This window comes from Pseudomonas anguilliseptica (genome assembly GCF_021375795.1).
Classification (GTDB): domain Bacteria; phylum Pseudomonadota; class Gammaproteobacteria; order Pseudomonadales; family Pseudomonadaceae; genus Aquipseudomonas; species Aquipseudomonas anguilliseptica_A.
In genome coordinates, this window is sequence record NZ_JAEIOI010000001.1 from 1505770 (window position 1) to 1526409 (window position 20640).

A 20640-nucleotide genomic window follows, 5' to 3' on the forward strand; every position below is an offset into this window, starting at 1 on the left:
GTCGGCGAGGCCGCGACCCTATGCTAGAGTGGCGCCACTTTTGTGAAGGGGATCTGCCACCGTGTGGGAACTGGTCAAAGCTGGCGGCTGGATGATGCTGCCAATCATTCTGTGTTCTATCGCGGCTGCCGGCATTATTGCCGAGCGCCTGTGGACGTTGCGGCCGAGCCGTATCACCCCACCCAACCTGCTGGGGCAGGTGTGGAAGTGGATAAAAGAGAAAAAGCTCAATAATCAAAAGCTCAAGGAACTACGCGCCAACTCGCCGCTCGGACAAATCCTTGCAGCTGGTCTGGCAAACTCCAAGCATGGTCGCGAGATCATGAAGGAGTGCATCCAGGAAGCCGCAGCGCGAGTCATTCATGACCTGGAGCGCTACCTGAATGCTCTGGGCACCATTGCCGGTATCGCGCCGCTGCTGGGTTTGCTCGGCACCGTACTTGGCATGATCGAAATTTTTAGCTCGTTCATGGGCTCGGGCATGGCCAATGCATCCTTGCTCGCTGGCGGCATTTCCAAAGCGCTGATCACTACGGCGGCGGGCTTGATGGTGGCTATTCCGGCACTGTTCTTCCACCGCTATCTGCAACGCCGCGTCGATGAACTGGTGGTAGGCATGGAGCAGGAGGCGATTCGCCTGGTGGAAGTGGTGCAGGGTGATCGTGATGTCGACCTGGGTGAGGACAAGGCGTGAAATTCCGGCGCAAACCGCGGGAGAACGTCGAGATCAACCTGGCCTCGTTGATCGACGTGGTGTTTATCCTGCTGCTGTTCTTCGTGGTTACCACCACCTTCACCCGCGAAACCCAGCTCAAGGTTGATCTGCCGGAGGCGACCACTGGCACGCCGCCCGAGCAGACTGAACTGAAGCAGCTGGAAATCCTGATTGCCGCTGACGGCAGCTACTCGCTGAATGCCAAACAGTTGCTGAAAAGCGATCTGGAAAGCCTGATGGCTGCGCTGCAGAAAGAGTCGAAAGGCGATAACAGCCTGCCGCTGATCATCAGCGCCGATGCCAAGGCCCAGCATCAGGCGGTGATTACCGCAATGGATGCGGCCGGCAAGCTGGGTTTTGCTCATCTGCGTATGACCACCATTGAGGCGCAGGCCGCGCCTTGAGGTTTGTGCACTGATGAGTCTGGCTGAGCGCATCACCGCTGCCTGGTACGCCGGGCATCCGGCATTGAGCCTGTTGCGTCCGCTGGAGTGGCTGTACCGCGCCGTGGTACAGCGCAAACGCGCGCGGTTCCTAGCGGGTGAAGGCGTGATCTACCGTGCTCCCGTGCCAGTCGTGGTGGTCGGCAATATCACCGTTGGTGGTACCGGCAAGACCCCGATGATTCTCTGGTTGATCGAGCATTGTCGCCGCCAAGGGCTGCGCGTCGGTGTGGTCAGCCGTGGTTATGGCGCGCAGCCGCCGCAGCTGCCCTGGCGCGTGCAGGCTGATCAGGCCGCCAGCGTGGCCGGTGATGAGCCGCTGCTGATTGTGCAGCGCAGCGGTGTGCCGCTGATGATTGATCCTGATCGTGGGCGAGCCGTAGCGGCTTTGCTGGCGGCCGAGCCGCTGGATCTGATCCTCAGTGACGACGGCCTGCAGCATTACCGCCTGGCCCGCGATCTCGAGCTGGTACTGATCGATGCTGCGCGCGGCCTGGGTAATCGCCATTGCCTACCGGCCGGCCCGTTGCGTGAGCCGGCCGAGCGCCTGCTGAGCGTGGATGCGCTGTTGTATAACGGGGCATCCAGCGATTTGCAGGATGGCTACGGCTTTACCCTGCAGCCACGTTGTTTGGTCAACTTGCGCAGTGGCGAGCAGCAACCGCTCAGCCACTTCCCGGCCGGCCAGGCCCTGCATGCGGTTGCCGGTATTGGCAACCCGCAGCGTTTCTTCAACACCCTCGAAGGGCTACACTGGCGGTCTGTCGCGCATGCCTTTGCCGACCATGCGCCGTACAGCGCCGAGTTGCTGAATTTCAGCCCGGCGCTACCGGTGCTGATGACGGAAAAGGATGCGGTCAAGTGCCGTGCCTTTGCGGCTGATGATTGGTGGTACCTGGCGGTGGATGCCGAGCCTTCGGCTGCGTTTGTCGTCTGGTTTGATCAGCAATTGCAGCGCCTTGTGCCGCGCGCCTGACTGTTCTGATTATTCGGCGGCCTTGTCCGCCCCAGTTGCTGCTTCCTATCAAGGATTTCCCATGGACCCGAAACTGCTCGACATTCTCGCTTGCCCATTGTGCAAGGGGCCGCTGAAGCTCGCCGCTGACAAGAGCGAGCTGGTCTGCAAGGCCGACGCACTGGCTTTCCTGGTGCGCGATGGCATCCCGGTGATGCTGGAAAGCGAAGCCCGAACCCTCAACGTCGACGAGCGCCTGGACAAGTAAATGAGCACTGCCTTTACCGTTGTGATTCCGGCGCGCTTTGCCTCCAGCCGCCTGCCGGGTAAGCCGCTGCAGGATATTGCCGGCAAACCGATGATTCAGCACGTCTGGGAGCAGGCGTGCAAAAGCAGCGCCCAACAGGTGGTCGTCGCTACCGACGATGCGCGCATCGTTGAGGCGTGTCAGGGCTTTGGTGCGCAGGTTGTGTTGACCCGCGTCGATCACAACTCAGGTACCGACCGCCTGGCCGAAGTGGCCACGGCTCTGGGCCTGGCGGCTGATGCCATCGTGGTCAACGTGCAGGGCGATGAGCCGCTGATTCCGCCGGTAATCATTGATCAGGTCGCTGCCAATCTGGCGGCCAATCCACAGGCGGCCATCGCCACCCTGGCCGAACCGATTGAGGATGTGCAGGCGCTGTTCAACCCCAATGTGGTCAAGGTGGTCAGCGACAAGACCGGCCTGGCTTTGACCTTCAGCCGCGCGCCGCTGGCCTGGGCGCGCGATGCCTTTGCCAAGAGTCGTGATGAGCTGCCCGCCGGCGTGCCGTATCGCCGTCACATTGGCATTTACGCCTACCGTGCGCAGTTTCTGCATGACTTCGTTGCCTGGGGCCCGTGCTGGCTGGAAGACACCGAGTGCCTGGAGCAGCTGCGTGCGCTCTGGCATGGCGTGCGTATCCACGTTGCCGATGCCCTGCAAGCGCCACCTGCGGGGGTCGACACACCGGAAGACCTGGAGCGGGTTCGTCGCCTGCTGGGGGCCTGATGCGCGTTCTGTTCGTCTGCCTGGGCAATATCTGCCGCTCGCCCACGGCCGAGGGCGTGTTGCGCCACAAACTGCGTGAAGCGGGGCTGGACGGGCGCGTTGAGGTCGATTCGGCCGGCACCGGTGATTGGCATGTGGGCAAGGCAGCAGATCTGCGTACTCGCCAGGCGGCGCAGCAGCGCGGCTATGACCTCTCTGCGTTGCGCGGCCGGCAGGTCAAGGCGGCGGACTTTCACGCCTTTGACCTGATCCTGGCCATGGACAACAGCAACCTGCGCGATTTGCAGCAACTGCGCCCGGCTAATGCGGCAGCCGAGCTGGACCTGTTTCTGCGCCGTTATCAGCTGGCGCTGGATGAAGTGCCGGACCCTTATTACGGCGGCGCAGCAGGTTTCGAACAGGTGCTGGACCTGATTGAGCAGGCCTGTGATGACCTGGTGCGTGAGCTCAAGGGGCGCCTATGAGTCTGCAGGTGCGTACTCAGGTTTCACTGAAGCCGTACAACAGCTTTGCCGTCGAGGCCCGAGCCAGTCATTTTGCCGAGGCCGAGAGTGATCAGCAGGTGCGCGAGGCCTTGGCTTATGCCGACGTGCAGCAATTGTCGCTGCTGGTGCTGGGCGGTGGCAGCAACCTGCTGCTCACTGCGGATGTGCAGGCGCTGGTGCTGCGCATGGGCAGTCGTGGTATTCGCCTGTTGGGCGATGACGGCGAGCGGGTGTTGGTCGAAGCCGAAGCCGGTGAGCCTTGGCATCCATTTGTTCAATGGACCTTGGCGCAAGGCTTGGTGGGGCTGGAAAACCTCAGCCTGATTCCCGGCACGGTGGGCGCGGCCCCGGTGCAGAACATCGGTGCCTATGGTGTTGAACTCAAAGACCTGTTTGCGGGCTTGACCGCTCTGGATCGGCATACGGGTGAGCTGCGTGAGTTCTCTCTGGAGGAATGTGGCTTTGCTTATCGCGACAGCCTGTTCAAGCGTGAGAGCGGTCGCTGGCTGATTTTGCGGGTGCGCTTTGTCCTCAGTCGTTCGGCGGCGCTGCATCTGGATTACGGTCCAGTTCGTCAGCGTTTGGCAGAGCAGGGCATCGATGCTCCAACGGCGCTGGATGTCAGTCAGGCCATTTGCGCCATTCGCAGCGAAAAACTGCCGGATCCGGCCGTGCTGGGTAACGCCGGGAGCTTCTTCAAGAATCCTGTGGTGCCTGCAGCGCTTGCGCAACGTTTACGTGCTGAACATGCCGACCTGGTGGGCTATCCCCAGGCGGACGGGCAGGTCAAGCTGGCTGCTGGCTGGCTTATCGAGCGGGCAGGGTGGAAGGGCTTTCGTGAAGGCGATGCGGGGGTACACCGTTTGCAAGCGTTGGTGCTGGTCAATTACGGCGCCGCTAGCGGTGCGCAGTTGTTGGCACTGGCGCAGCGTATCCAGGCAGATATTGTCCAGCGTTTTGCGGTGGAGTTGGAGATCGAACCAAACGTGCTGTAAGGCGTTTGGCAGTAGGCCGCACTAGAGTGTTGACCGCGCTGGAATAAACCCCAGAACGCAAAAGGGGATGCCGAAGCATCCCCTTTTTTGTAGCCGCTATCCCTGGCGGCTATCCTGCGGATCAGACTTACGGTTTGACCGCTTCTTTGTCCTGCTCGTCAGCTTCTACTGCAGTAAACAGCGAGCTTTGCGGCTCCTGGCTTACTTCTGCTTGCACTTCGGCTTCTGCCTTGGACTCGGCTGCCTCGATGCTAGTAGGGGCTTCTACTGCAGTTTCAACTACGGCTTCAGCAACCACTTCAGCAGCAGGTTTTTCAACTGCCGGTGCGGCTGCTTCAGCCTGTGCGGTAGCAGCAGGTGCTTCGGCGGCTTCGCGGGCCAGGCGCTCGGCTTCACGCTGACGGCGGCGCACTTCGCGTGGATCGTTAGGTGCGCGACCGGTACTGCTGACTGCGACTGCAGGTGCAGCAGGTGCAGCTTCAGCCACTGTAACTTCGGCAACCGGCTCGGGAGCGGCAACTACAGCTGGTGCTTCGACAACTTCGGCGACTGGGGTAGGTGTTTCTACAGCGGCAGGTGCTGCTGCAGTTTCGCTGGCTTCGGCGGTCTGTACAGGTGCTGCGCTGGCCTCGACAACCGGAGTGCTTGCTGCTTTGGCAACAACGGTTTCAACAACGGCTTGAGGTGCTTCAGCTGCAGCGACTTCACGTGGCTGCTCCTGTTCGACGGCTACCGGTGCGGCTTCGGCTGTTGCCTGGGTCGCTTCGACCGCGTCAGTGACAACAGCGGCGGTGACAGCAGCTGCAACTACTGCGTTGTCGGTATCGACTGGTGCTTCTGCGCCTTCTTCGCTGCCTTCAATCGGATTGCCATTGGCATCGTTCTGGCGCTCGCGACGATTGCTACGGCGACGCTGGCCGCGGGAGCGGCGACGTGGGCGTTCACCGCCTTCACTGCCTTCCTGGGTTTCGTCCTGCTGCGCGTCTTCGCCATTCAGCAGTTCTTCTTCGCTCGCTGCTGCGGCTTGTTCAGTGCGCGGCTGGCGCTCTTCACGCGGTGGGCGCGGCTGACGTGGTTCGCGCTGCGGGCGTTCGCCACGGGCTTCGTCGCTAGCGTTGTCGGCGGAGGCGGCGTCCAGCGGCTCGCGCAGTTCACGCGGTTGGCGTTCTTCGCGGGGTTTGCGATCGCGCGGTTGACGCTCTTCACGCGGCGGGCGTGATTGACGCACTTCCTGCGGCTCGCGCACTTCTACGGAATCACGTGGGCTGCGCTCTTCGCGCGGTGCACGTTCCTCACGTGGGGCGCGCTCTTCACGGGCTGCACGTGGCTGGCGTTCTTCACGCGGAGCACGCTCTTCACGCGGGCCGCGATCTTCGCGTGGCTTGCGCTCTTCGTTATTGCGACCGCCACGGTTGCGGTTCTGTTGGCGACCGTTGCGACGCTCGTCGCCGCGTTGCGGGCGTTCGCTGGTTTTCTTCTCGATAACGGCAGGTTTTTCTTCTTCTTTGCCGGCGAACAGGCTGACCAGCGACTTGACCAGGCCTTTGAACAGGCTTGGCTCAGCGGCAGCAACAGGCTGCGCGGCTACTGCTTCAACCGGAGTAGGCGCCGTGCGCTGTGGTGCGGTTTTGATTGCGGCTTCCTGGCGCACCAGGGTACGGGTGGCCGACGCCTGCTTTTCTTCTTCCGCTTCAGTCACGGCCATTTCATAGCTGGACTGGCCAGACTGGGCTTCCGGGCTGTCGTCACGAATACGCTGCACTTCGAAGTGCGGTGTTTCCAGGTGATCGTTCGGAATGATCACGATGCGGGCGCGGGTACGCAGTTCGGTCTTGGTGATCGAGTTGCGTTTTTCGTTGAGCAGGAAGGCGGCAACCGGAATTGGCACTTGTGCGCGAACTTCGGCGGTGCGGTCTTTCAGGGCTTCTTCTTCGATCAGGCGCAGAATTGCCAGCGACAGGGACTCGACGTCACGGATGATGCCTTGACCGTTGCAGCGCGGGCAGACGATGCCGCTGGTTTCACCCAGAGACGGACGCAGGCGCTGACGCGACATTTCCAGCAGGCCGAAGCGCGAGATGCGACCCACTTGTACACGGGCGCGGTCGGCTTCCAGGCTTTCACGGACTTTTTCTTCCACGGCGCGTTGGTTTTTCGCCGGAGTCATGTCGATGAAGTCGATAACGATCAGGCCGCCGATGTCACGCAGACGCAGTTGGCGGGCGATTTCTTCAGCCGCTTCCAGGTTGGTCTGCAGGGCGGTTTCTTCGATATCGCTGCCTTTGGTGGCGCGCGCCGAGTTGATGTCGATGGACACCAGGGCTTCGGTCGGATCGATAACGATGGAGCCACCCGACGGCAGTTTCACTTCGCGCTGGAAGGCGGTTTCGATCTGGCTTTCGATCTGGAAACGGTTGAACAGCGGCACGCTGTCTTCATACAGCTTGATCTTGCTGGCGTACTGCGGCATCACCTGGTTGATAAAGCTCAGGGCTTCTTGTTGCGCTTCGATGCTGTCGACTAGCACTTCGCCGATGTCCTGGCGCAGGTAGTCGCGGATGGCGCGGATGATTACGTTGCTTTCCTGGTAGATCAGGAATGGCGCGGCGCGATCTTGCGAAGCTTCTTTGATCGCGGTCCAGAGTTGCAGCAGGTAGTCGAGGTCCCACTGCATTTCTTCGCTGGAGCGGCCCAGGCCGGCGGTGCGCACGATCAGGCCCATGTCGCTTGGAGCAACCAGGCCGTTCAGGGCTTCACGCAGTTCGTTGCGCTCTTCACCTTCGATACGGCGCGAGATGCCGCCGGCACGCGGGTTGTTCGGCATCAGCACCAGATAGCGACCGGCGAGGCTGATAAAGGTGGTCAGGGCGGCGCCCTTGTTGCCACGCTCTTCTTTCTCGACCTGAACGATGACTTCCTGGCCTTCCTTGAGCACGTCTTTGATATTGACGCGGCCTTCTGGTGCCTTGCTGAAGTATTCGCGGGAGATTTCTTTGAGCGGGAGGAAGCCGTGACGCTCAGAACCGAAGTCGACGAAAGCGGCTTCGAGGCTAGGCTCTACGCGGGTAATTTTACCCTTGTAGATATTGGATTTTTTCTGCTCACGGGCGCCGGACTCGATGTCCAGGTCGTAGAGTTTCTGCCCATCTACCAGGGCAACACGCAACTCTTCGGGCTGAGTTGCGTTAATCAGCATTCTTTTCATGTAGTACCGTCGGTTTCCGGTGCTGGCGGAAGCGGCGTTCGGCACACACGACTTCAGGGGTCGGTGTCAGGTGCGTCAGGAACGGTCGTAAAGCGTTCCAGTGTCTAGCGGCGGTCAGCCAATTGTGCTGGGCCGCGACGGACGTCTCCTGCTCGCTGTGATCACAGAAAGCACTAAGTCAGGAGGAGGAATCAGCTGTTGGTAGCGGACGAGATGAGGCGTCTTGGTAAAGCGAGCTGCTACGCGGACCAACAGTTGTACATCTCCACCCTACACGTATCGCTGAAACTCGGGTGCCGCTCGCGAAAATCCGCAGCGGGTTAACTATTACCGCAACCGTCCAGAGGGGCAGGTTGCGCATCATGGCTTAAAGGCTTTATTTCCGAGTTATTCACAGCCTTGGAGGCTTTTCTTTCGTTGAATAACCCGTCGGACGGCCTCACGTCCCAAATGGGTTGCGTTGGTTGGGGATGGCAGTTTTGGCGATCATCCGCAAACCAGGCCGCTTTTGGCGGCGTTCCCGACTATAGCAGCAATGATTAAGTGCTTCAATTCCATAAAAAATTGTTATGATTGCGCGATGACAAATCCTTCCCCTCCAACCTCCGGCGTCCAGCTGCTCGAGGTTGCGCCGGAACTTGCCGGCCAACGCATTGATAACTTCCTTCGCACCCAGCTCAAAGGCGTGCCCAAGACCTTGATTTACCGGATTTTGCGTAAAGGCGAAGTGCGGGTGAACAAGGGGCGGATCAAGCCTGAATACAAGCTGCAGGCCGGTGACATTGTTCGCGTGCCGCCTCTTCGTCTGGCTGAACGTGATGAGCCGGAGCCGCTGGCGCAAGGGCTTTTGCAGCGCCTCGAAGCGGCGATTGTTTATGAAGACAAGGCGCTGATCGTGCTGAATAAGCCGGCTGGCATCGCGGTTCATGGCGGCAGTGGACTGAATTACGGGGTGATTGAAGCCTTTCGTCAGTTGCGTCCGGATGCCAAAGATCTTGAGCTGGTGCATCGCCTTGATCGCGATACGTCGGGCCTGTTGATGATTGCCAAGAAGCGCAGCATGTTGCGTCACTTGCATGAAGCCTTGCGTGGCGATGGCGTGGACAAGCGCTATATGGCGCTGGTGCGTGGGCATTGGGCGACGGCCAAGAAACAGGTCAGTGCGCCATTGCTGAAAAGCAATCTGCGTTCCGGTGAGCGCATGGTTGAGGTCAATCCTGAAGGCAAGGAGGCTCTGACTGTCTTCCGTGTCCTGCGCCGCTTTGGTGAGTTCGCCACCTTGGTTGAGGCTAAGCCGGTGACGGGGCGTACCCATCAGATTCGCGTGCATACGCAGTATGCCGGTCACTCGATCGCTGGTGACAGCAAGTACGGCGATGACGATTTCACCAAGGAGATTCGCGAGTTGGGCGGTAAGCGCCTGTTCCTGCATGCCTATGAGTTGATCGTGCCGTTACCCGAAGGTGGGCAGCTCAAGCTGGAGGCGCCGGTCGACGAAATGTGGGCGCGAACCCTGGAGCGTCTCGGTGCCTGATTCTCAAGTGTGTGGCTGTCAGGGGTCTGGTTACCAGCTGCTGATCTTTGATTGGGATGGCACGCTGGTTGACTCCATTGGTCGGATTGTCACGGCCATGCACCTGGCTGCGGATTCCAGTGAGTTGCCGCGCTGCACGGATGAACAAGTGCGCGGGATTATCGGTTTGGGTTTGCCGGAGGCTATTCGCAGCCTGTATCCCTGGCTGGATGATGCGGGCCGTGCTCAGCGCTTGCGGCACAGCTACAGCGAGCATTACCTGGCTTTGGAGGCTGAGCCTTCTGCCCTGTTTCATGGCGTGGCCGAGGGGTTGGAGGCGTTTCGTGCGCAGGGCTATCGTTTGGCTGTGGCTACGGGTAAGGGGCGGCATGGTCTGCAGCGTGTACTGGCTGGTCGTGGTTGGCTGGATTATTTCGATTACACCCGCTGTGCAGATGAAACAGCCAGCAAGCCCGACCCTTTGATGCTGCGCGAGATTCTTGAGCAAAGTGGTGTGGCGGCTAGTCAGGCCTTGATGGTGGGTGACTCATCCTTTGATCTGTTGATGGCGCAGCGCGCCGGCATGGATTGTGTAGCGGTAGGCTATGGCGCGCAGCCCTTGCAGGCGCTGCGCGAGTGTCAGCCTACGTTGGCGATAGAGTGTTTTACCGAGTTGCATGCCTGGCTGAGCCAGCGTGCGTCTGATCAGTCAGTTGAGGTGGTTGCGCATGGCAGATGAATGGAACGCGTCGGCAGCGGCTGATGGCGAGGGTAAAAGCTGGAAATTGTTAGAGAAGACCCTGCTTGCCGGCGTGCAGGAGCAGCGCCGGGCGCGGCGCTGGGGAATTTTCTTCAAGCTGCTGACCTTTATTTACATCTTTGGCGCGTTGGCGCTGTTCTCGCCGTTGATGGCGGTGAAGAAGGGAGCGACCACTGGCAGTCATACCGCGGTGATCGAAGTGCGCGGCATGATTGCTGATCAGGAGTCTGCCAGTGCCGACAATATTATCAGCAGCCTGCGCGCGGCCTTTGAGGATGCCAATACCAAAGGGGTGGTCCTGCGCATCAATAGTCCGGGTGGTAGCCCAGTGCAGTCGGGCTATATCTATGACGAGATTCGTCGCCTGCGTGCCGAATATCCGGCGATCAAGCTGTATGCGGTAATCACTGATCTAGGTGCATCGGGGGCTTATTACATCGCCAGCGCGGCCGATGAGATTTATGCCGATAAGGCCAGCCTGGTGGGCTCGATTGGCGTGACGGCAGCTACTTTCGGCTTTGTCGGGGTGATGGAGAAGCTGGGTGTGGATCGTCGGGTGTATACCTCGGGTGAGCACAAGGCGTTTCTTGATCCGTTCCAGCCGCAAAAGGCTGAAGAGACCAAGTTCTGGCAAGGTGTGCTGGAAACCACTCATCGTCAGTTTATTGCCAGCGTCAAACAGGGGCGCGGTGAGCGCTTGAAGGATGCCGAGCATCCCGAGTTGTTTTCCGGTCTGGTCTGGTCGGGTGAGCAGGCGCTGCAGCTTGGGCTGATTGATGCGCTGGGTAATACCAGCTACGTGGCGCGCGAGGTGATTGGCGAGAAGGAAATTGTCGACTTTACAGTCAAAGAATCGCCTTTCGATCGTTTCGCCAAAACCCTAGGCGCCAGCATGGCTGAGCGCATTGCTCTGTGGATGGGGTTCCAGGGGCCGGCGTTGCGCTAAGGTTTGGAGCTGTTCAAACAAGCCCGGTCATTGATCGGGCTTGTTGCTTTTAGGGGAGGTCGATACCGCTGGTCAGTAGCATGTCCACCAGGCGAATCAGTGGCAGGCCGATCAGGCTGTTGCTGTCGCTGCCTTCGGTGCTGCGGAACAGGCTGATGCCCAGGCCTTCTGCCTTGAAACTGCCGGCGCAGTCGAAGGGTTGTTCAGCGGTTAGGTAGCGCATGATTTGCGCTTCGCTAAGCGGGCGGAAATGTACGGTGAATGGCACGCAGTCGGTTTGTTGTTGGCTGGTGGCGCTATTGAGCAGGGTGAGTCCGGTCAGAAAGGTGACGCTATTGCCGCTGGCGGCCAGTAACTGCTCGCGGGCGCGCTCCAGAGTATGCGGTTTGCCGAGTATCTGTGAGTCGAGTACCGCCACTTGGTCCGAGCCGATGATCAGGTGCTGCGGGTGTGTGCTGCTCAGGGCTTGGGCTTTTTCCTGTGAGAGGCGACGTACCAGGGCTTCGGCGTCTTCATTTGCCTGCCGTGTTTCGTCGATTTGCGGAGCGCTCCAAGTAAAAGGCAGTCGCAGGCGGTTGAGCAATTCACGGCGATAAGGGGAGCTGGACGCTAGCACCAGAGGTAGCACGGCGTTTTCCTTCTTCATATATAGGTTTGCGGGCAGTGGGCGATTCTAGCCGTCGCTCCAGATGCTGGACAGGCCGAATTTCCTTTGACAGCGGCGGGTTGCATCCCTAAAATGCGCCGCCTATGTCAAATGGCCCGATTCCACCTCACGTTGATCCGCGCAAATTAGCTGATCGCAGTGCCACCCTTGAAGGTGACCTGCAGCTTGCCGATTTGCAGCGTCTCTGCGGCCCGCTTGCCGATAACCAAGGCATGGTGCGTACGAAGTTTTCCTTCGAGCGCGACGAGCGTAACGCTGTGGTTTTTCACAGCGAGCTTGAGGTTGAAGTCAAGATGGTTTGCCAGCGTTGTCTGGAGCTGGTCACTTTGCCGATCTACAGCGCATGCGATTACGCTGTGGTGAAAGAGGGTGCGAATACCCAGTCCGTGCCGCAAGGCTATGACGTGATTGAGTTGGGTGAAGACCCATTGGATCTGCTGGCGCTGGTTGAGGAAGAGCTTTTGCTTGCCTTGCCCATTGTCCCGGCTCATGACCCTAAAGATTGCCAGCAGCCGGCCGGCCTCGAAGAGCCCGAGTCGAGCGAGGACGAGGTAACGCGGTCCAACCCGTTCAGTGTATTGGCGCAGTTAAAGCGTGACCCAAACGTTTAGGAGTTAATTAGTTATGGCTGTTCAGCAGAACAAAAAATCCCGTTCCGCCCGTGACATGCGCCGTTCGCACGACGCTCTCGAGGCCAGCACTCTGTCGGTCGAGAAAAGCACTGGTGAAGTTCACCTGCGTCACCACGTATCGCCAGAAGGCGTTTACCGTGGTCGTAAAGTGATCGACAAGGGCGCTGACGAGTAAATCTTGTCCGCTCCGATCATCGCGATTGATGCAATGGGTGGGGACTTCGGTCCCCACTGCATTGTTCCGGCCAGCATCGCTTGCCTGGCTGAATACCCTTCGTTGCACCTGGTCCTAGTCGGCCAATCTTCCCTTCTTGAATCTCTGATTGCTCGCCACCCCGGTGTCGATCGTGCGCGCCTGCGTGTTGCCCATGCGGGAGAAGTCGTGGGTATGGACGAGCGCCCGGCCCAGGCCTTGCGTGGCAAACCGGATTCGTCGATGCGTATCAGCCTTGAATTGCTGCGCAGTGGTGCGGCGCAAGCCTGTGTCAGTGCCGGGAACACCGGGGCGTTGATGGCGCTGTCGCGCTATGTGCTGAAAACCCTGCCGGGAATTGACCGTCCAGCCATGGTTACGGCGATTCCGACACAGACGGGTTTCTGCCATCTGCTGGACCTGGGGGCGAACGTTGATTGCAGTGCCGAGCATCTGCACCAGTTCGCCGTGATGGGGTCGGTAACCGCTGAGGTTCTGGGGATGCAGCGTCCGCGTGTAGCGCTGCTGAACGTCGGGACGGAGGACATCAAAGGCAATCAGCAGGTCAAGCTGGCAGCCAGTCTGTTGCAGCAAGCCGAAGGGCTTAACTACATCGGTTTTATCGAGGGTGATGGGCTCTACCGTGGTGAAGCTGACGTAGTGGTGTGCGATGGTTTTGTCGGCAACATCCTGCTCAAGTCCAGTGAAGGCCTGGCGGCGATGATTGCCGGGCGTATCAATGCCCTGTTCAAGTCCAGTCTTGCTGCGCGTGCAGTGGGTGCGTTGGCCTTGCCGCTATTACGGCGTTTGCAGGGTGAGTTGGCGCCTGCTCAACACAACGGCGCGAGTTTCGTGGGCCTACAGGGGATTGTGGTGAAAAGCCATGGCGCGGCCGGGCCTGAGGGCTTCAAGAGTGCGATTCGCCGAGCGTTGCGGGAGATTGAAGAAAATCTGCCACAACGTTTGCATGGTCGTCTTGGCGAACACCTGCTTTAGAATGTGACTGCGGCGGGCAGCCCGTCATCCAACTGTCAGTTTCTTGCGTCTGGGCTAAGCCTGGCGCGTATTACCGACGATCCCGACCATTAGGAACAGGTTTCCATGTCTGCATCTCTCGCATTCGTCTTTCCGGGCCAGGGCTCCCAGTCTCTGGCGATGCTCGCCGAGCACGGTGCACAACGGCCGCTGATTATTGACACCTTTGCCGAGGCTTCCGAGGCGCTCGGTTATGACCTCTGGGCGCTGACCCAGCAGGGCCCTGAAGAACAACTGAACCAGACCGACAAGACGCAGCCGGCAATTCTCACTGCATCTGTCGCGCTGTGGCGTGCCTGGTTGGCCGAGAGTGCCGCGCGCCCGGCTTTTGTTGCCGGCCACAGCCTGGGTGAATATTCGGCGCTGGTCGCGGCGGGCAGCTTGTCGCTGGCTGCAGCGGCTAAGTTGGTGGAGCATCGTGGTCAGCTGATGCAGCAGGCCGTGCCCGCTGGGCAGGGTGGCATGGCAGCGATTCTCGGGCTGGAAGATGCTGATGTACTGGCGGCTTGCGCCGAAGCAGCGCAGGGTGAAGTGGTCAGTGCGGTGAATTTCAATGCCCCGGGCCAGGTGGTAATCGCCGGTGGCGCTGCTGCTGTTGAGCGCGCCATTGAAGCGTGCAAGGCGCGTGGTGCCAAGCGTGCCATGCCGTTGCCGGTCAGCGTGCCGTCGCATTGTGCGTTGATGCGCCCGGCGGCTGAACGCTTTGCCGAAGCCGTGGCGGCAATTGATTGGCAGGCTCCGCAAATCGCTCTGGTGCAGAACGTCAGCGCTGCTGCAGTGACTGATCTGGAAGGGCTTAAGCGTGACCTGCTGGCGCAGCTCTACAGCCCGGTGCGTTGGGTGGAGTCAATCGTCTGCCTGTCGGCGCAGGGCGTGACCGATCTGGTTGAGTGTGGTCCAGGCAGGGTGCTGTCGGGTCTGAACAAACGCTGCGTCAAAGGCATCAATACCCATAACCTGGACACCCCGGACGCCTTTGCTGCTGCGAATGCGGCCCTGGTCTGATTAAGGAGAAATGCTATGAGCCTGCAAGGTAAGGTTGCACTGGTCACTGGCGCGAGCCGCGGTATTGGCCAGGCTATCGCTTTGGAGTTGGGTCGCCAGGGAGCTGTGGTCATCGGTACGGCCACTTCGGCCTCGGGTGCCGAACGTATTGCGGAAACTCTGAAGGTCAATGGCATCGAGGGCGCCGGCCTGGTGCTTGACGTCAGCAATGACGAGTCGGTTGCCAGCACCCTGGAACATATCCAGCAACATCTTGGTCAGCCGTTGATTCTGGTCAATAACGCCGGTATCACCCGCGATAACCTGATGCTGCGGATGAAAGATGACGAGTGGTTTGATGTCATCAACACCAACCTGAGCAGCCTGTATCGCCTGACCAAGGCCGTATTGCGTGGCATGACCAAGGCACGTTACGGGCGCATCATCAATATCGGTTCGGTGGTGGGGGCCATGGGTAACGGCGGGCAGGTCAACTATGCCGCTGCCAAGGCCGGGCTTGAAGGTTTTGGCCGCGCATTGGCGCGTGAAGTGGGCTCGCGGGCGATTACCGTGAACGCTGTGGCGCCGGGCTTTATCGACACCGATATGACCCGCGAATTGCCGGATGCGCAGCGTGACGCGCTGCTGACCCAGATTCCGTTGGGTCGTCTGGGGCAGGCCGAAGAGATCGCGAAAGTGGTCGCTTTCCTCGCTTCTGATGGCGCAGCTTACGTCACAGGCGCTACTATCCCTGTGAACGGCGGGATGTACATGAGCTGAATGTGACGTGGGCTTTCAGAAAACTGTCATAGATGCTGTCTAAAATCCGTTATAAAGCTGCAACAGGTTTATAGACAGATCGTTGAAGTGTTCCTGGGGCACCCCGGCATTCAGCTTGAAATGCTAAAAACCCTTTCTATACACTTGGCCGCAGACCAGCTGCCTGGATTTGTCCAATAGGAGTGAAAACAAGGTATGAGCACCATCGAAGAACGCGTCAAGAAAATCGTTGCTGAGCAACTTGGCGTCAAAGAAGAGGAAGTAACCAACAGCGCTTCCTTCGTCGAAGACCTGGGTGCCGACTCTCTTGACACCGTTGAGCTGGTGATGGCTCTCGAGGAAGAATTCGAGACCGAAATTCCGGACGAACAAGCTGAGAAGATCACCACCGTTCAGGAAGCGATCGACTACGTTACCGCTCACGCGTAAGACGTATTCGTCGGTTCCCGACTCGGAAAAGCCGCACTCCCTAATCAGGCGTGCGGCTTTTCTTTAAGCGCATTCCAAGCGTTGAAAACTAGAAAAGGAGATTGCTGTGTCGCGTAGACGCGTCGTGGTTACCGGTATGGGCATGCTGTCGCCATTGGGTAACGATGTGCCGAGTAGCTGGCAGGGCATTTTGGCTGGGCGTAGTGGCATCGGCCTGCTTGAGCACATAGACCTTTCCGCTTTTTCCACACGCTTTGGCGGTGCGGTCAAAGGCTTCAACGTCGAGGAATACCTGTCGGCCAAAGAGGCCCGCAAGCTCGATCTGTTTATTCAGTACGGCCTGGCTGCGAGTTTTCAGGCTGTGCGCAGTTCCGGTCTGGAAGTCACCGATGCCAACCGCGAGCGCATCGGTGTTGCCATGGGTTCCGGTATCGGCGGCCTGACCAATATCGAAAACAACTGCAAGTCGCTGCATGAGCAAGGGCCGCGGCGGATTTCGCCGTTCTTCGTACCTGGCTCGATCATCAATATGATTTCCGGTTTTCTGTCGATCCATCTCGGTCTGCAGGGACCCAACTACGCCATCGCCACAGCCTGTACCACGGGTACTCACTGCATTGGCATGGCGGCACGCAACATTGCCTACGGCGAAGCGGACGTGATGGTTGCCGGCGGCGCCGAAATGGCGGCCTGCGGCCTGGGCATGGGCGGCTTCGGTGCCGCGCGGGCGCTGTCGACGCGTAACGACGAACCGACCAAAGCCAGTCGTCCCTGGGACAAAGATCGTGACGGCTTTGTGCTGTCCGATGGTGCTGGTGCGCTGGTGCTGGAAGAGTTGGAGCACGCCAAGGCGCGTGGTGCGACCATCTATGCCGAGCTGATCGGCTTTGGCATGAGCGGTGATGCTTACCACATGACTTCACCACCGGAAGATGGTGCCGGTGCGGCCCGCTGCATGGCCAACGCACTGCGTGATGCCGGCCTGAATGCCGATCAGGTGCAGTACATCAACGCTCATGGCACCTCGACTTCGGCGGGTGACAAGGCCGAAGTGGCGGCAGTGAAATCGGTGTTTGGTGAACATGCCTACAAATTGGCCGTGAGTTCGACCAAGTCCATGACCGGCCACCTGCTGGGCGCAGCCGGTGCGGTGGAAGCGATCTTCAGCATCCTCGCGCTGCGTGATCAGGTGGCGCCGCCCACCATCAACCTGGATAGCCCGGATGAAGGCTGTGATCTCGACTTTGTCGCGCATCAGGCCAAGGCCATGCCACTGGATGTGGTGCTGTCCAACTCCTTCGGCTTTGGTGGTACCAACGGCTCGCTGGTGTTCCGCCGGTTTGCCGGTTGATGCTGAGCTGGGTTGATGGCCAGCCGGCTGAGCTGCTGTCCATAACGGATCGCGGCCTGGCCTACGGCGATGGGCTCTTCGAGACCATTGCCGTGAATGCTGGGCAACCCACGCTGCTGGAGCGTCACCTGGCACGACTGGCTGAAGGCTGTACTCGCCTGCACATACCCGTCGACCTGTCGTCAGTGCGTGCTCAGCTGCTGGCATTCAGTCAGCAGCTGGGAGCTGGTGTGGTAAAACTCATGCTCACGCGGGGTGATGGGCAGCGTGGTTATACGTTGCCACAGCCTATGCGGCCGCGCCTGATTCTGCAGGCTGCGGCCAAACCGGTTTACCCTTGCGCTCATGCCGAGCTGGGTGTGCGGATTTTTCCCTGCACCACACGTCTGGCCGAGCAGCCGTTGCTGGCGGGCCTGAAGCATCTCAATCGACTGGAACAGGTCCTGGCCCGCAGCGAGTGGCAGGACGCCGAACATGCCGAGGGCCTGATGCTGGACGTCAGCGGCCGGGTGATCGAGGGGGTTTACAGCAACCTGATGTTGGTCAGTGGCGGCGTGCTGATTACCGCTGACCTGTCGCGCTGCGGCGTGGCCGGGGTGATGCGTGCGGAGTTGCTGGATCAGGCGGCTGCGCTGGGTATCGAGTGTCAGGTGCGCGATATCAGCTATGCCGAGTTGCTGGCGGCTGATGAAGTCATGCTGTGCAACAGCCTCTATGGCGTGTGGCCAGTTCGCGCTTTGCGTGCTCACGACTGGCCGGTCGGCCCACTCACCCGTAAACTGCAGGCCATTGCCCGCGATCTACTGGACTGCTGATTCGTGATACGGAAAATCTTGCTGCTGCTGGAAGGTGGTGTGCTGCTGGCTGCGTTGCTGGTCGCCTTTGCTGCCTGGCAGCAGCATTCGGCGTTGCATCAGCCGCTGAAACTGACGGATGAGTACCTGGTGGATGTGCCGGCAGGCGCGACGCCGGGTGGTGTGCTCAATCGCCTTGAGGCTGATGGTGTCCTCGATCAGGCCTTCTGGCTACGTCTTTACTGGCGCTTCAATCTACGCAATCAACCGCTGCACAGTGGCGAGTATCGCCTGACCCCCGGCGCTACAGCGTTGGATATGCTCGGCCAATGGCGCCGCGGTGAAGTGCTGCAATACAACCTGACGCTGGTTGAAGGCTGGAATTTCCGTCAGGTGCGCGCAGCGCTGGCGCGTGAAACACGTCTTGAACTGACCCTCAGCGAGCTGAGCGATGCCGAGTTGATGAAGGCGCTTGGTTTGCCGGGGCTGAACCCGGAAGGGCGTTTCTTCCCAGACACCTACAGCTTTGTGCGTGGCATGAGTGACCTTGAACTGCTCAAGCAGGCGCATGCGCGGCTGGAGCAGGTGTTGGCCGAGGAGTGGGCCCAGCGTGCCAAGGATCTGCCGTACAAAGAACCGTATGACGCGCTGATCATGGCCTCGATGATCGAGAAGGAAACCGGCGTGCCCGAAGAGCGCGGCGAGATTGCCGGCGTATTCGTAAGGCGCCTGCGCATCGGTATGCGCCTGCAGACCGATCCAACGGTGATCTACGGCATGGGCGAGCGCTACAACGGGCGGATTACCCGTAATGACCTGCGTGAGCCGACGCCCTATAACACTTACACCATTGATGGCATGCCACCCACGCCGATTGCCCTGGTCGGCCGCGAGGCGATTCGTGCCGCGCTGAATCCGGTGGCGGGCAGCAGCCTGTATTTCGTTGCCCGTGGCGATGGCAGCCATGTATTTTCCAATACCCTTGAGCAGCACAACCGGGCCGTGCGTGAGTATCAGCTCAAGCGCCGTGCGGACTATCGTTCGAGCCCGGCCCCGGTCGCGCCCAATAATCAGTAAGGACAGCCTGTGAGCGGTTTGTTTATCACCCTGGAAGGCCCAGAAGGTGCAGGCAAGAGCACCAATCGTGATTACCTGGCTGAACGCCTGCGTGAGCAGGGTATTGATGTGCTGCTGACCCGTGAGCCGGGTGGCACGCCACTGGCTGAGCGGGTGCGCGAGTTGCTGCTGGCACCCAGCGATGAGCCGATGGCGGCCGACACCGAGCTGCTGCTGGTGTTCGCGGCGCGTGCTCAGCACCTCGCACAGGTCATCCGTCCGGCGCTGGCCCGTGGCAGTGTGGTGCTGTGCGATCGCTTTACCGACGCCACCTATGCCTATCAGGGTGGCGGTCGGGGGCTTTCCGAAGCGCGTATTGCAGAGCTGGAAACCTTCGTTCAAGGCTCGTTACGTCCTGATCTGACCCTGATATTCGACTTGCCGGTGGAAGTGGGCCTGGCCCGTGCGGCAGCGCGCGGTCGGCTGGATCGTTTCGAGCAGGAGGGCCGGCAGTTTTTCGATGCCGTGCGCCAGGCCTATCTGCGTCGCGCAGCTGAGCAGCCGCAGCGTTACTGCATTCTGGATGCCGCGCAATCCTTGAGTGAGGTGCAGCAGGCACTGGACGCATTGCTGCCACAGCTGCTGGAGCTGCAACGTGGCTGACGCTTACCCCTGGCAGGATGCACTCTGGCAGCAGCTGGCTGGCCGTAGCCAGCATGCCCATGCTTATCTGCTGCACGGCCCTGCGGGTATCGGCAAGCGCGCGCTGGCTGAGCGGCTGATGGCGCGCTTGTTGTGTCAGCAGCCCAATGGCCTGGATGCTTGTGGCCAGTGCAAGTCCTGCCATTTGCTGGCAGCCGGCACCCACCCGGATAACTACATCCTGGAGCCGGAAGAGGCTGACAAGGCGATCAAGGTGGATCAGGTGCGCGATCTGGTCAGCTTTGTGGTGCAGACCGCGCAATTGGCGGGGCGCAAAGTGGTGCTAGTCGAGCCGACTGAGTCGATGAACGTCAACGCCGCCAACGCCTTGCTGAAAAGCCTTGAGGAGCCCTCTGGCAATACCGTACTGCTGTTGATCAGCCATCAGCCCAGCCGTTTGCTGCCTACGGTGAAGAGTCGCTGTGTGCAGCAGGCCTGCCCGTTGCCGAGTGAAGCCATGAGCCTGGAGTGGTTGGCTCAGGCGTTACCGGCATGCAGCGCGGAGGAGCATCGTGAGCTGCTGTTCCTGGCTGCAGGCTCACCCCTGTTGGCGGTGCAGATGCACGAGCAGGGCGTCAGCGCACAGCGCGCGCAGGTGGTTGAAGGTGTGAAAAAGCTGCTTAAACAGCAGATTGCCCCCAGCCAGTTGGCCGAAAGCTGGAATGCGGTGTCCCTGCAGTTGCTGTTCGACTGGTTCTGCCAGTGGTCGCAGTTGATGCTGCGCTACCAGCTGACTCAGGATGAGGATGGGCTTGGGCAGGCCGATATGCGTAAGGTGGTGCAGTACCTGGCGCAGAAAACCCCACAGGCGAAAGTGTTGAATATGCAGGATTGGTTGCTGGCGCAGCGTCAGAAAGTCCTCGGCAAGGCTAACCTCAACCGTGTCTTGCTTCTCGAAGCCTTGCTGGTGCAGTGGGCAAGCTTGCCCGGACCGGGCTAGAATCGGCCATTAAGTGAATAAAATCAG

Annotated in this window: 23 protein-coding genes; 21 read left to right on the plus strand and 2 right to left on the minus strand. The window is 60.0% G+C overall.

The genetic code is table 11. The annotated features are described in order from the left end of the window. Nucleotides 1-61 precede the first annotated feature (61 nt). From IOD17_RS06955 to murB, 7 genes are all read left to right on the plus strand, one after another. Nucleotides 62-694, plus strand: coding sequence for a MotA/TolQ/ExbB proton channel family protein (locus tag IOD17_RS06955; RefSeq protein ID WP_233684332.1), 633 nt, complete (start codon nt 62-64; stop codon nt 692-694). After that, nucleotides 691-1119: an ExbD/TolR family protein gene (locus IOD17_RS06960; RefSeq protein ID WP_233684333.1), complete on the plus strand. Its 429-nt coding sequence runs from the start codon at nt 691-693 to the stop codon at nt 1117-1119. Before IOD17_RS06955 ends, IOD17_RS06960 begins: the two co-directional genes overlap by 4 nt. 13 nt (nt 1120-1132) lie before the next feature. Continuing rightward, the gene (gene lpxK / locus IOD17_RS06965) at nt 1133-2134 is read left to right on the plus strand and encodes a tetraacyldisaccharide 4'-kinase (RefSeq protein ID WP_233684334.1); all 1002 of its coding nucleotides are present in this window, start codon (nt 1133-1135) and stop codon (nt 2132-2134) included. 61 nt (nt 2135-2195) lie between these two features. After that, nucleotides 2196-2381 carry a Trm112 family protein gene (locus tag IOD17_RS06970; protein ID WP_233684335.1) on the plus strand — a complete coding sequence of 62 codons (186 nt, stop codon included), beginning with the start codon at nt 2196-2198 and terminating at the stop codon, nt 2379-2381. After that, entirely contained in the window at nt 2382-3146 is a 765-nt protein-coding gene (gene kdsB, locus IOD17_RS06975; protein ID WP_233684336.1) for a 3-deoxy-manno-octulosonate cytidylyltransferase, read from the plus strand. Next, the gene (locus tag IOD17_RS06980; protein ID WP_233684337.1) at nt 3146-3610 is read left to right on the plus strand and encodes a low molecular weight protein-tyrosine-phosphatase; all 465 of its coding nucleotides are present in this window, start codon (nt 3146-3148) and stop codon (nt 3608-3610) included. The genes kdsB and IOD17_RS06980 overlap by 1 nt, the downstream gene beginning before the upstream one ends. Further along, nucleotides 3607-4626 (plus strand): UDP-N-acetylmuramate dehydrogenase, encoded by a 1020-nt coding sequence (murB, locus tag IOD17_RS06985; RefSeq protein WP_233684338.1) that lies wholly within the window; start codon nt 3607-3609, stop codon nt 4624-4626. The genes IOD17_RS06980 and murB overlap by 4 nt, the downstream gene beginning before the upstream one ends. A gap of 127 nt (nt 4627-4753) precedes the next feature. Here the strand turns inward: murB and rne are convergent, their stop codons facing one another. Further along, nucleotides 4754-7831, minus strand: coding sequence for a ribonuclease E (gene rne / locus IOD17_RS06990; protein WP_233684339.1), 3078 nt, complete (start codon nt 7829-7831; stop codon nt 4754-4756). A 580-nt stretch (nt 7832-8411) separates the two neighbouring features. Here rne and rluC point away from each other — a divergent pair. Genes rluC through sppA form a run of 3 tightly spaced genes read left to right on the plus strand, consistent with a single transcriptional unit; the run spans nt 8412 to nt 11050 of the window. Then, nucleotides 8412-9365 (plus strand): 23S rRNA pseudouridine(955/2504/2580) synthase RluC, encoded by a 954-nt coding sequence (rluC, locus tag IOD17_RS06995; protein ID WP_233684340.1) that lies wholly within the window; start codon nt 8412-8414, stop codon nt 9363-9365. Continuing rightward, complete coding sequence (locus tag IOD17_RS07000) at nt 9358-10083, plus strand: HAD-IA family hydrolase (RefSeq protein WP_233684341.1); 726 nt, start codon at nt 9358-9360, stop codon at nt 10081-10083. Before rluC ends, IOD17_RS07000 begins: the two co-directional genes overlap by 8 nt. Beyond that, complete coding sequence (sppA, locus tag IOD17_RS07005) at nt 10073-11050, plus strand: signal peptide peptidase SppA (RefSeq protein ID WP_233684342.1); 978 nt, start codon at nt 10073-10075, stop codon at nt 11048-11050. Before IOD17_RS07000 ends, sppA begins: the two co-directional genes overlap by 11 nt. Before the next feature lie 49 nt (nt 11051-11099). Here the strand turns inward: sppA and IOD17_RS07010 are convergent, their stop codons facing one another. Further along, nucleotides 11100-11678, minus strand: coding sequence for a Maf family protein (locus IOD17_RS07010; protein ID WP_325175663.1), 579 nt, complete (start codon nt 11676-11678; stop codon nt 11100-11102). A gap of 122 nt (nt 11679-11800) precedes the next feature. Here IOD17_RS07010 and IOD17_RS07015 point away from each other — a divergent pair, with 122 nt between their 5' ends. From IOD17_RS07015 to IOD17_RS07065, 11 genes are all read left to right on the plus strand, one after another. After that, nucleotides 11801-12328: a YceD family protein gene (locus IOD17_RS07015; protein WP_108486330.1), complete on the plus strand. Its 528-nt coding sequence runs from the start codon at nt 11801-11803 to the stop codon at nt 12326-12328. Nucleotides 12329-12341: 13 nt separating this feature from the next. After that, nucleotides 12342-12524, plus strand: a complete 183-nt coding sequence (rpmF, locus tag IOD17_RS07020) for a 50S ribosomal protein L32 (protein WP_003245185.1) — start codon at nt 12342-12344, stop codon at nt 12522-12524. A gap of 3 nt (nt 12525-12527) precedes the next feature. Beyond that, on the plus strand, nt 12528-13538 hold the full coding sequence (gene plsX / locus IOD17_RS07025; protein WP_267925346.1) for a phosphate acyltransferase PlsX: 1011 nt from the start codon (nt 12528-12530) through the stop codon (nt 13536-13538). A gap of 105 nt (nt 13539-13643) precedes the next feature. Next, the gene (gene fabD, locus IOD17_RS07030) at nt 13644-14582 is read left to right on the plus strand and encodes an ACP S-malonyltransferase (RefSeq protein ID WP_233684344.1); all 939 of its coding nucleotides are present in this window, start codon (nt 13644-13646) and stop codon (nt 14580-14582) included. A gap of 15 nt (nt 14583-14597) precedes the next feature. Beyond that, nucleotides 14598-15341, plus strand: a complete 744-nt coding sequence (fabG, locus tag IOD17_RS07035) for a 3-oxoacyl-ACP reductase FabG (protein WP_233684345.1) — start codon at nt 14598-14600, stop codon at nt 15339-15341. A gap of 195 nt (nt 15342-15536) precedes the next feature. Continuing rightward, nucleotides 15537-15770 (plus strand): acyl carrier protein, encoded by a 234-nt coding sequence (gene acpP, locus IOD17_RS07040; RefSeq protein ID WP_058066290.1) that lies wholly within the window; start codon nt 15537-15539, stop codon nt 15768-15770. 106 nt (nt 15771-15876) lie between these two features. Continuing rightward, the gene (gene fabF, locus IOD17_RS07045; RefSeq protein ID WP_233684346.1) at nt 15877-17121 is read left to right on the plus strand and encodes a beta-ketoacyl-ACP synthase II; all 1245 of its coding nucleotides are present in this window, start codon (nt 15877-15879) and stop codon (nt 17119-17121) included. Then, nucleotides 17121-17936, plus strand: coding sequence for an aminodeoxychorismate lyase (gene pabC / locus IOD17_RS07050; protein ID WP_233684347.1), 816 nt, complete (start codon nt 17121-17123; stop codon nt 17934-17936). The genes fabF and pabC overlap by 1 nt, the downstream gene beginning before the upstream one ends. A gap of 3 nt (nt 17937-17939) precedes the next feature. Beyond that, on the plus strand, nt 17940-18992 hold the full coding sequence (gene mltG, locus IOD17_RS07055) for an endolytic transglycosylase MltG (protein ID WP_233684348.1): 1053 nt from the start codon (nt 17940-17942) through the stop codon (nt 18990-18992). A 9-nt stretch (nt 18993-19001) separates the two neighbouring features. Then, nucleotides 19002-19634, plus strand: coding sequence for a dTMP kinase (gene tmk, locus IOD17_RS07060; RefSeq protein WP_233684349.1), 633 nt, complete (start codon nt 19002-19004; stop codon nt 19632-19634). After that, entirely contained in the window at nt 19627-20613 is a 987-nt protein-coding gene (locus IOD17_RS07065) for a DNA polymerase III subunit delta' (RefSeq protein ID WP_233684350.1), read from the plus strand. The genes tmk and IOD17_RS07065 overlap by 8 nt, the downstream gene beginning before the upstream one ends. The last annotated feature ends 27 nt before the right edge of the window (nt 20614-20640 follow it).